Annotated in this window: 11 protein-coding genes; 9 read left to right on the top strand and 2 right to left on the bottom strand. The window is 71.9% G+C overall.

Annotated elements, in window-relative coordinates; translation table 11 throughout:
* Positions 1-65: 65 nt before the first annotated feature.
* A complete protein-coding gene (locus ACIA3K_RS25740) occupies positions 66-284 on the top strand; it encodes a hypothetical protein (protein WP_396804245.1) in 219 nt (72 codons plus the stop codon).
* Here the strand turns inward: ACIA3K_RS25740 and ACIA3K_RS25735 are convergent.
* Complete coding sequence (locus ACIA3K_RS25735) at positions 251-985, bottom strand: phosphodiesterase (RefSeq protein ID WP_396804244.1); 735 nt, start codon at positions 983-985, stop codon at positions 251-253. The genes ACIA3K_RS25740 and ACIA3K_RS25735 overlap by 34 nt on opposite strands.
* 105 nt (positions 986-1,090) lie before the next feature.
* Between ACIA3K_RS25735 and ACIA3K_RS25730 the strand changes: the two genes are divergently transcribed.
* The 4 genes from ACIA3K_RS25730 to ACIA3K_RS25715 all read left to right on the top strand — a co-directional run bounded on the left by ACIA3K_RS25730 (position 1,091) and on the right by ACIA3K_RS25715 (position 5,487).
* Complete coding sequence (locus ACIA3K_RS25730; RefSeq protein ID WP_396804243.1) at positions 1,091-2,383, top strand: M16 family metallopeptidase; 1,293 nt, start codon at positions 1,091-1,093, stop codon at positions 2,381-2,383.
* The gene (locus tag ACIA3K_RS25725; protein ID WP_396804242.1) at positions 2,380-3,723 is read left to right on the top strand and encodes a M16 family metallopeptidase; all 1,344 of its coding nucleotides are present in this window, start codon (positions 2,380-2,382) and stop codon (positions 3,721-3,723) included. Before ACIA3K_RS25730 ends, ACIA3K_RS25725 begins: the two co-directional genes overlap by 4 nt.
* A 162-nt stretch (positions 3,724-3,885) precedes the next feature.
* Entirely contained in the window at positions 3,886-4,911 is a 1,026-nt protein-coding gene (locus ACIA3K_RS25720; protein WP_396804241.1) for an aspartate-semialdehyde dehydrogenase, read from the top strand.
* 135 nt (positions 4,912-5,046) lie between these two features.
* On the top strand, positions 5,047-5,487 hold the full coding sequence (locus tag ACIA3K_RS25715; RefSeq protein ID WP_396804240.1) for a PPOX class F420-dependent oxidoreductase: 441 nt from the start codon (positions 5,047-5,049) through the stop codon (positions 5,485-5,487).
* A 22-nt stretch (positions 5,488-5,509) separates the two neighbouring features.
* Here the strand turns inward: ACIA3K_RS25715 and ACIA3K_RS25710 are convergent, their stop codons facing one another.
* On the bottom strand, positions 5,510-6,091 hold the full coding sequence (locus ACIA3K_RS25710) for a nucleotidyltransferase family protein (RefSeq protein WP_396804239.1): 582 nt from the start codon (positions 6,089-6,091) through the stop codon (positions 5,510-5,512).
* Positions 6,092-6,207: 116 nt separating this feature from the next.
* Here ACIA3K_RS25710 and ACIA3K_RS25705 point away from each other — a divergent pair, with 116 nt between their 5' ends.
* From ACIA3K_RS25705 to ACIA3K_RS25690, 4 genes are all read left to right on the top strand, one after another.
* Entirely contained in the window at positions 6,208-6,900 is a 693-nt protein-coding gene (locus tag ACIA3K_RS25705; RefSeq protein ID WP_396804238.1) for a TMEM175 family protein, read from the top strand.
* A 74-nt stretch (positions 6,901-6,974) separates the two neighbouring features.
* Positions 6,975-7,391, top strand: a complete 417-nt coding sequence (locus ACIA3K_RS25700) for a CBS domain-containing protein (RefSeq protein ID WP_355052239.1) — start codon at positions 6,975-6,977, stop codon at positions 7,389-7,391.
* Between the two features lie 340 nt (positions 7,392-7,731).
* Positions 7,732-8,103: an SCP2 sterol-binding domain-containing protein gene (locus ACIA3K_RS25695; RefSeq protein WP_396804237.1), complete on the top strand. Its 372-nt coding sequence runs from the start codon at positions 7,732-7,734 to the stop codon at positions 8,101-8,103.
* On the top strand, positions 8,103-10,163 hold the full coding sequence (locus ACIA3K_RS25690; RefSeq protein WP_396804236.1) for a glycogen debranching N-terminal domain-containing protein: 2,061 nt from the start codon (positions 8,103-8,105) through the stop codon (positions 10,161-10,163). Before ACIA3K_RS25695 ends, ACIA3K_RS25690 begins: the two co-directional genes overlap by 1 nt.
* Positions 10,164-10,211 lie beyond the last annotated feature (48 nt).

The following is a 10,211-nucleotide window of genomic DNA, read 5'->3' as shown; positions in this document are numbered from 1 at the left end:
CCCTCGTCCCAGGATGCGGAGTGAACACCGCGTGCGAAGGGTGGGCCCGGGGTAACAGGGGTGCCATGAGTGACGAGCAGAGCGAGCAGGAGCGGGCGGAGTCCCGCGCCCACCACCTCCTTCCCGAGGAGGTCGCCGCGGGCAGTGACGATCCGCAGGCGCAGGCGGAGGCCATCCTCGCCGAATCGGACCTGCGCGAGGCGGACCAGAACGCGGCCCCCGACACGGTGCTGGAACGGCGTACCTCGGATCAGACCGTGGTGGCCGTCGAGCCGCCGGACTGAACCGTCGCACCGCGGGCCCGGCGTGACCCCCGGTAGGTCTGCTCGCGTAGCCAGGCGAGCGGACCCGCCGACCGCAGGCCGGACGGCAGGTTGCGCACCGGGTCGAACGCGAGCGCGGCGTCCTGGCGGGCGTCCAGCGGGACGCCGATGCCGACCTGGCCGACCGGCCGCCACGGCCCGACGGCGGACGCGACCGCGAGCACCAGGCGCGGCGCGTCCGTCCGGGCCGCGGCCGTGACGGCGGACAGGGTACGACCCAGGTCGACCGCCTCCGGGTCGGCCAACGCGGCCAACCAGAGTCGGTGGCGGCCCGCGCGATAGCCCATGATCGTGCTGTACGTCCCGGAGAAGCCCCGGCGGGGCAGTGGCAGGTTCCGCAGCACCGGGGCGGCGCCGCTGGAGCTGACCAGCAGGTCGAACGGGCGTCCCTGGCCGGAGTGCACACGCAGCGCCAGGCCCAGCACGTCCGGCCACCCGCCCGGCGTGGGCGTCCCCCGGGACAGGCGGACCGTGCCCGCGTACTCACCGGGGTCGTCCAGGAGGCCGACCCCGACGGGCGGTCCGGGCGTACCCCAGATCGTCACCATGGCGGAGAACGACGCGCCCGCCGGATGCAGCAACCGGCCGTGGCGCAGGCGGCCGAGCGCGGCGCTCGCGCGTTCGACGGCGCGGGCGGCGCGGCGTGGGGTCGGTCGGGTCATACCCCTGCGGTACCCCGAGCGGCGGACTCGATGCGGGCGGACGGGTCGGCTCGCCGACGCACCGCGCGTCACCTTTCCGTCCGCGAGATCGGATAGCGTCGTGCCATGCCCGACAGTGGTTACCCCTGGCCCATCGAGACGTCCCGACTGGACAACGGCCTGCGTGTGGTGGTGAGCGAGGACCGGACCGCGCCCGCAGTGGCCGTGAACCTCTGGTACGACGTCGGATCCCGGCACGAGCCGGCCGGGCAGACCGGCTTCGCCCATCTCTTCGAACACCTCATGTTCGAGGGCTCGGTGAACGTGGCGAAGACCGAACACATGAAGCTGATCCAGGGCTCCGGCGGCTCGCTGAACGCCACCACCAACCCGGACCGGACGAACTACTTCGAGACGGTCCCGGCCGAGCATCTGGAGTTGGCGCTCTGGCTGGAGGCCGACCGGATGGGCGGGCTCGTCCCGGCGCTCACCCAGGAGACGCTGGACAACCAGCGCGAGGTGGTCAAGAACGAGCGCCGGCAGCGCTACGAGAACGTCCCGTACGGGGACGCCTGGCTGCGGCTGCTGCCCCTGCTCTACCCGCCGGGGCACCCGTACCACCACTCGACGATCGGTTCCATGGCCGACCTGAACGCCGCCGACCTCGCGACCTTCCAGGCGTTCCACGAGATGTACTACGCGCCGAACAACGCGGTGCTCACCGTCGTCGGCGATGCCACGGCCGCCGAGGTGTTCGCGCTGGCCGACAAGTACTTCGGCGCGTTGCCCGCCCGCGCCGACATCCCGGCCGCCCCGGACGGCCGCAGCGTCCCCGCGACCGGGCAGCCCGCCGTGGAGACGGTGACCGCCGACGTGCCCGCGCCGCGCGTCTACGTCGCGCACCGCGGCCACCCGTTCGGCACCCCCGGGTACGACGTGCTCACCGTCCTCGCCACGGTCCTCGGCAGCGGTCGGGGCAGTCGGCTCTACCAGCGGCTCGCCGACGGCGAGCGGATCGCCCAACCCGACCTGGTCGGCGCGTACGGGGTGGACCTCGCGCACGCGCCCGCGCCGCTGATCGCCACCGCCACGGCCCGGCCCGGGGTGAGCGCCGAACGGCTGACCGAAGGGCTCGCCGAGGTCGTCGACGAGCTGGCCACCGTGCCGGTCACCGCCGCCGAACTGGACCGGGCCAAGGCGCTGCTGAGCACCGCGTGGTGGCGGCAGATGTCGACGGTGGACGGCCGCGCGGACACGCTCGGCCGGTACGCCACCCAGTTCGGTGACCCGGCCCGGGCCGCCGACCGGCTGCCCGCCTGGCTCGCCGTGACCGCCGAGCAGATCGCCGAGACGGCCGCCGAGGTGCTCGGCGCCGCCGACCGGGTGACCCTGACCTACGTGCCCGAGGAGACCGCATGACGCTGATCACCGACCGTCCCGGCCCGGGTGCCGCTCGCCCGTACCGGTTCCCGCCGGTGGTCCGCCGCGCGGTAGGCGGCGGGCAGGTGGTCGCCGCGCACCTGCCCGGGCAGAACCTCGCCGTCGCGCTGCTGCTGCTCGACGCCGGCGCCGGCCGCGAGCTGACCGGCAAGGAGGGCCTGGGCGGCGTCCTCGCCAAGGCCCTGGAGGAGGGCACCGCGCAGCGGGACGCCACCGCGTACGCGCTGGCCATCGAGGCGTTGGGCACCGAACTGGTGACCGGGCTGGACTGGGACTCGTTCCAGATCAGCGTGCAGGTGCCGGTGGACCGGTTGACCGCCGCCGTGGAACTGCTCGCCGAGGCCGTCCGGACGCCGCGACTCGACCCGACCGACGTGCGGCGGGTCCGCGACGACGAGGCGAACGCGCTGCGCATGGACTGGGCCAACCCCGGGCCGCGCGCCGACGCCGCGCTGCGCGCCGACCTGTTCGGCGCCGACACCCGGTGGGGACGACCGATGTACGGCGACCCGGACTCGGTGGCCGCCCTGGACGTGGAGGACATCACCGTCTTCCACTCGGAGTGGTTCCTGCGGCCCGGCACCCTGGTCGTCGCCGGTGACCTGGACCGGATCGACCTGGACGCGCTGGCGGCCGCGGCGTTCGCCGGCACCGGAGGCGGTCCGGCCAAGGTCGACGGTCCGGTCGAGGTGCCGCTGCGCGCCGGCCGGCGGATCATCCTGGTGGACCGGCCCGGCTCGGTGCAGTCCACGCTGCGGCTCGGTCACCCGTCGCCACACCGGGCGCACCCCGACCACGTGGCGATGACCCTCGCCGGCACGGTCCTCGGCGGGGCGTTCACCTCCCGGCTCAACCACCTCATCCGCGAGGTGCGCGGCTACACGTACGGCATCCGGGGCGAGTTCGCCTCGTCCCGCCGGTTCGGCCGGTTCGCGGTCAGCTCCGGCGTGCAGACCGCCGTCACCACCCCGGCCCTGGTCGAGTCGGTGGGCGAGATCGCCCGTACCCAGGCCGAGGGCGTGACCGAGGACGAGCTGGCGGTGGCCCGCTCGTGGCGGGCCGGGCAGCTCTCGGTCGAGTTGCAGAGCCCCCGGGCGATCGCGTCCGCCCTGACCACGCTCGTGGTGCACGACCTGCCGGACGACTACCACGCCCGGCTGCGCGAGGAACTGCTCAACGCCGACGTGGACCAGGTGTCGGCGGCAGCGGCCACCCACCTGCACACCGACGCGCTGACCCTGGTGGTCGAGGGCGACGCATCGGTGATCCGCGAAGACCTGGAGTCCGCAGCCCTAGGAGACCTGATCCTGCTCCCGTAACCCCGGCCGACCTTCTCGTTGATCATGAAGTTGTTGTCACCTGGCACGGCGTGTCGTGGCAATAACTTCATGATCGACGCGGGTGAGGCCCGGGTGTGAGGTGGGACCCGGGAGGTGGGAAAGGGGTCCCGGTTTCGGGGGTGGGGTGGGTAGCCTCCGGGCATGAGGATCGGCATTGTGGGGGCCACCGGCCAGGTCGGTGGCGTGATGCGGCAGGTGCTGGCGGAGCGGGAGTTCCCGGCGGAGCAGGTGCGGTTGTTCGCCTCGGCGCGGTCCGCGGGGCGTACGTTGCCGTGGCGCGACGGGGAGGTGACCGTCGAGGACGCCGCGACGGCGGACTACTCCGAGCTGGACATCGTGCTCTTCTCGGCCGGTAAGGGCACGGCCAGGGAGTTGGCTCCGCGGGTCGCCGAAGCCGGCGCCGTGGTGATCGACAACTCGTCGGCGTTCCGGATGGACCCGCTGGTGCCACTGGTGGTCGCCGAGGTCAACCCACACGCCGCGGCCGACCGCCCGAAGGGCATCATCGCGAACCCCAACTGCACGACGATGGCCGCGATGCCGGTGCTGCGCCCGCTGCACGCCGAGGCCGGTCTGATCGGCCTGGTCGTCTCGACGTACCAGGCGGTCTCCGGCGCCGGCCTGGCCGGCGTCGCCGAGCTGGACGAGCAGGTCCGCAAGGTCGCCGAGCACGCCTCGGGTCTCGCCTTCGACGGGTCGGCCGTCGAGTTCCCCGCGCCGCGCTCGTTCGCCGAGCCGATCGCCTTCAACGTGCTGCCGCTGGCCGGCTCGATCGTCGACGACGGATCGTTCGAGACCGACGAGGAGCAGAAGCTCCGCAACGAGAGCCGCAAGATCCTGGAGATCCCCGACCTCAAGGTCTCCGGCACCTGCGTCCGGGTGCCGGTCTTCACCGGCCACTCGCTGCAGATCAACGCCCGCTTCGCGCGGCCGATCACGCCGCAGCGGGCCCACGAGCTGCTGGCCGACGCGCCCGGCGTCGCGCTGACCGCCGTGCCGACGCCGTTGCAGGCCGCCGGGCAGGACCCGACCTACGTGGGTCGCATCCGCGCCGACGAGACCGTCGAGTACGGGCTGGCACTGTTCTGCTCCAACGACAACCTGCGCAAGGGCGCGGCGCTCAACGCCGTACAGCTCGCCGAGTTGGTCGCCGCCGAACGGCGCTGAGGATCACCGTCCCCTGCGGGCCCGGCCGGTCACGGTCCGGGCCCGCAGTCGGTGGTGGGCGCCGGCCCGTCGGGAGCGGGAGCGCGCCGGTCGTGTTTGGATGGACGGAGCCGACCGCGCCACCTGGAGGAAGCTGTGCCGGAGGACCCCAATCAGCAGGCGTTGACCGACCTGATCGCCGGTCGTTCGATGGGCGTGCTCGCCACCATCAAGCGTGACGGGCGACCGCAGCTGTCCACGGTGGTCTACGCGTTCGACGCCGCCGCCGGCCTGATCCGGGTGTCCGTCACCGACGGCCGGGCCAAGACCGCCAACCTCCGCCGGGACCCGCGCGCCAGCTTCCACGTCAGCAGCGAGGACGGCTGGGCGTACGCGGTCGTCGAGGGGCGTGCCGAGCTGACCGCCACGGCGGCCGACGTCGACGACGCCACGGTCGAGGAACTCGTGGGGCTCTACCGGTCGTTGCGCGGCGAGCACCCGGACTGGGCCGAATACCGCAGCGCCATGGTCGCCGAGCAGCGGCTGGTGCTGCGCCTGCACGTGGAGCGGATGTACGGGATACCGCCCCGCTCCTGAGGGATCGCCTGCGGTGGCCGGGTCAGCCCGGCTCGACCACGGTCACCCCGGGCCAGCGTTGCGCGGGCCGGTGGCGGGCCAGCCGCTGTCGGGACAGCGCGACGTCCACCCGGGTCGGGTTGTGCCGCCAGACCCCGCCGAGCAGGTCCGCCAGGCCATACGGGGCACAGACCTCCAGCTCACCGTCCGCTGGTAGGCGCACGACCACGGCTGTCGCGTACTCCGGCCAGGTGGCCACCGCCTCGGCGACGCTCCGGTACGGCGCGATCGGGTCTCCGCCGAACTTCGAGGCGTACCAGGTGTGTACCGCCGCCTGGTTGCGCGCCTGCCACGGCGGGGCCGACCAGGCGGCGACCAGACGGTCGGTGGCCCGCTGGTCGTCCTCGCGGGACAACCTCGCCGGGTCGAAGAAGACCACATCCACGTCGCGGACGGTCGTCGGGTCGAACCCGTCGCTGTACCGCTCGCCCCACACCAGGTCGCGCAGCGCGCCCGCGCCGATCCAGGCGTCGGGCAGGCCGGAGTCGCGGACCACCGCCAGCGCCCGGGTCAGCCAGGCGTTGCCGCCGATCAGCTCCCGCAGCTCACGCTCGCCCGTCAACACCTCGTCCACGGTAGGCGGCGTCGCCGGCGCACGCTGCCCCGCGGCACGGGTGCCGGGACCCTCGGCGGGTATACCCGACCGCCGGGTCAGCGCCGGTCCAGGCGGGAAGGGGTGGGATGAGCGTCGGGCGGGGAAGCGACGACGGGGGGCGAGCCCTCGACGGCGGCCCGATCCTGCGCTCGGAGACCTCTCGGCTGCTCGCGTTCAGCGACGGTGTCTTCGCCATCGTCATCACGCTGCTGGTACTCGACCTCCAACCGCCCCGGGTGGGCCGCGGCCAGATGCTCGACGCGCTCGTCGAGCAGTGGCCGGCCTATCTCGCGTACGTCACGTCGTACGTCTTCGTGGCCGTCACCTGGCTGAACCACCGGTCCGCCCTGGCCCGGGTGACCAACAGCGGGAAGGGCCTGCAGTTCTACAACCTGGGCGTGCTGTTCACGACGGCACTGGTGCCCTTCGCGACCTCCATCGTCTCTGAGGCCGTGCGGCAGGGCGACCGGGCGGACGAGCGTACCGGCGTCGCCCTCTACGGCCTGGTCGGCATGCTGCTCGCGGCGAGTTGGCTCGGTCTGTACCACTATCTGTCCCGCCATCACGACCTGGTCGACCCGGCCGTCCCGCGGAAGTTCTTCCGCGCGGAACGGGCACGGGCCGCGGTCGGCATCCTGGGGTACGCGCTGGCGGTGCTCATCGGGCTCGTCACGGATCCGCTGTGCGCGCTGACGATCTTCCTGCTGCTGCCCATGTTCTACACCCTGACCAGCAGTGGTCTCTACGAACTGCGCCGCCTGCGCCGGCCGGCCGGATAGCCGGCCGACCGATGGTGTTACCCCCTGCGGGGCGGCGGGTAGACGGGCCGTGCCGACACCGAGAGGGGAGCACCATGACAACGGTCGGAGAGTTCATGACGACCCGGTTGGTGACGATGGACGGCAACGACACGCTGATCGCCGCCGCGCAGGAGATGCGCGACAGCGCCATTGGTGACGTGGTGGTGACCGATGGCGACAGTGTCGTCGGTATCGTCACGGACCGGGACATCACGGTCCGGGGTGTCGCGGAGAACATGGACCCGGGCTCGACCCGGCTGAACCAGATCACCAGCCGCGATGTGATCACGGTGAGCCAGTACGACGACGCGGTGTCCGCCGCTGACCTGATGCGTACCTACGCCGTACGCCGGCTGCCGGTGGTCGACGAGGGCCGCCTGATCGGCCTGGTTTCGATGGGCGACCTCGCGGTCGAACGTGAGCCGCAGTCGGTGCTGGCCGACATCAGCGCCGACGAGCCGAACAACTGACGCAGGCAGCACAGGAGCGCCGGCCCTCCCGTCCCGGAAGGGCCGGCGCCCCCTGCCCTGCACCCCCGCCCCAACCCGCCCCGGCCCCCACCCCCCGCCCGCCTCGGTCCGGTGATCAAGAGGTTTGCGTCACGACACGCCGAGAGCGGTGACGCAAACCTCTTGATCACCGGGGCAGGGGGGTGGGGAGGGGGGAGGGGGGAGGGGGGAGGGGCGGTCACCCTGATTGGGCGAGGTTGGGTTCCTGGGGTCGGGGGACCCGTGCGGGGACGTGCATCGCGGGACGCGTGGCGCGTCGGGTGTGATCGCTGGGCCCGGCCGACTGGGAGGAGTGGACCCGATGGTGGACGCGACCACGAGGTTCTTCGAGGATCTGGACCGGCGGGGGTACGAGCCTCTGCTGGCGAAGACCTCCGGGACACTGCGGATCGACCTGCACGAGGGGGCGCAGACCCGGCACTGGCTGCTGAAGATCGACCGTGGACGGCTCAACGTGAGCCAGGAGGACAGCGAGGCCGACACGGTGATCGGCGCCAGCCCGATGCTGTTCGACGAGATAGCGGCCGGCCGTGAGCACGGCCTGGCCGCCCTGTTGCGCGGGGACATGACGGTGTCGGGGGACGCCCGGCTGGTGGTGCAGGTGGAGCGGATCTTCCCCGGGTCGCCGGACGCCCGTGGGCCGCGTCGCCGATTCGCTGGGGAGGTGCGGTGATGGGGCAGAGCAACACGATTCGGATCCTGGACGGCAGCACGTTCGTCGTCTGCGAGGACACCGGTGACATCGAGGCGACGCCGAGCGAACCGACCGGGCTCTTCTCCCTCGACACCCGGTTCCTGTCGACCTGGGTGCTGAGCGTCAACGGAGAACGCCTCAACTCGCTCTCGTACGACGACCTGCAGTACTTCGAGTCCCGGTTCTTCCTCGTGCCGGGGATGGCCACCCACTACGTGGACGCGAAGTTGTCGATCATCCGCGAGCGCGCGGTCGGCGGCAGCTTCTGTGAACAGCTCACCATCCTCAACCACGACGAGAAGGCGGTCGATCTGGAAGTACGGATGGACGCCGCGGCCGACTTCGCGGACCTGTTCCAGGTCAAGGACGAGATCCTGAACAAGAAGGGCGAAATCTATACCGAGGTCGAGGCCGACAAGCTGCGCCTGGGCTACCGCCGGGGCAACTTCCGGCGCGAAACGATCATTTCCTCGTCGATGTCGCCGCGCTACGACAACCGGGGTTTCACGTACACCGTTCGCCTGGAACCGAATGAGCAGTGGGAGGCGCAGATCGACGTGCAGACGCGCGCGGTCGGCCCAGGGGACCGGGACCTGCGGATGGGTCTGCGCGTGCACGGCGGCGAGCGGCTGGCCCTGCAACACGACCTGGAGCAGTGGATTGCGGACGCGCCGAAGGTCAACAGTCAGTACGGACGGGTCGCCAGCACGTACCGACGCAGCCTGATCGACCTGGCGGCGCTGCGCTTCTCGCCGCTGTCGCTCGGGGGCGCGACCCTGCCCGCGGCCGGTCTGCCCTGGTTCATGACCATGTTCGGCCGGGACAGCATCCTCACCTGCCTTCAGACGCTGCCGTTCACGCCGCAACTGTCGAAGACGACGCTGCGCATCCTCGCGTCCCTACAGGGCAGCCGGTTCGACGACTTCCGGGACGAGGACCCGGGGCGGATCCTGCACGAGATGCGGTACGGCGAGACCGCCGCCTTCGAGGAGCAGCCGCACTCGCCGTACTACGGATCGGTGGACGCGACTCCGCTGTTCCTCGTGCTGCTCGACGAGTACGAGCGGTGGAGCGGGGACGTGGCACTGGTCAAGGAGTTGGAGCAGGAGTCCCGGGCCGCGCTCAAGTGGATCGACAGCTACGCCGACCTGGTCGGCAACGGCTACATCTGGTACGAGCGCCGCAACACCGAGACCGGCCTGGAGAACCAGTGCTGGAAGGACTCCTGGGACTCGATCTCCTACTCCGACGGCACCCTGCCGCCGTTCCCCCGGGCCACCTGCGAGGTGCAGGGGTACGCGTACGACGCGAAGGTCCGCGCCGCGCGGATGGCCCGTCTGTTTTGGAACGACCCGGAGTTCGCCGACCAGTTGGAGCGGGAGGCGGCGGAGCTGAAGGAGCGGTTCAACCGGGACTGGTGGGTGGACGACGGCGGGTACTACGCGCTGGCCCTGGACCCGGACGGTCGCCAGTGCGACATCCTCAGCTCCAACATCGGTCACCTGCTGTGGAGCGGGATCGTCGATCCGGCGCGGGCCGAGAAGCTGGCGGCGCACCTGGTCGGGCCGCGACTGTTCTCCGGCTGGGGGGTGCGCACGCTCGCCGAGGGGGAGGCCCGCTACAACCCGATCGGCTACCACAACGGCACGATCTGGCCGTTCGACAACTCGTTCATCGCCTGGGGTCTGCGTCGCTACGGGTTCGCCGAGGAGGCCGCCACCATCGCCAACGGCATCCTCGACGCGGCCACCTACTTCGACGGGCGGCTACCGGAGGCATTCGGCGGCTACCCGCGAGAGCTGACCAAGTTCCCGGTCGAGTACCCCACGGCGTGCAGCCCGCAGGCCTGGTCGACGGGTACGCCGCTGCTGCTGTTGCGCACCATGCTCGGCCTCGAACCGCACGACGGCCACCTGGCGGTCGAGCCGCGTCTGCCGGTCGGGATGGGCCGGATCGAGGTCCTGGACATTCCGGGCCGTTGGGGGCGGGTGGACGCCTTCGCCCGAGGTCGGCTCGATCTGCACAGTCTCGCCGACTGAGCCGCGCGAGGCGTACCGGCGGCGGCGCGCCACCCGCGTCGCCGCCGG

Source organism: Micromonospora sp. NPDC051543 (genome assembly GCF_044454415.1).
Taxonomy (GTDB): domain Bacteria; phylum Actinomycetota; class Actinomycetes; order Mycobacteriales; family Micromonosporaceae; genus Micromonospora.
Note: the sequence above shows the minus strand (reverse complement) of the source record. Positions and strands in the feature narration are given on the sequence as shown.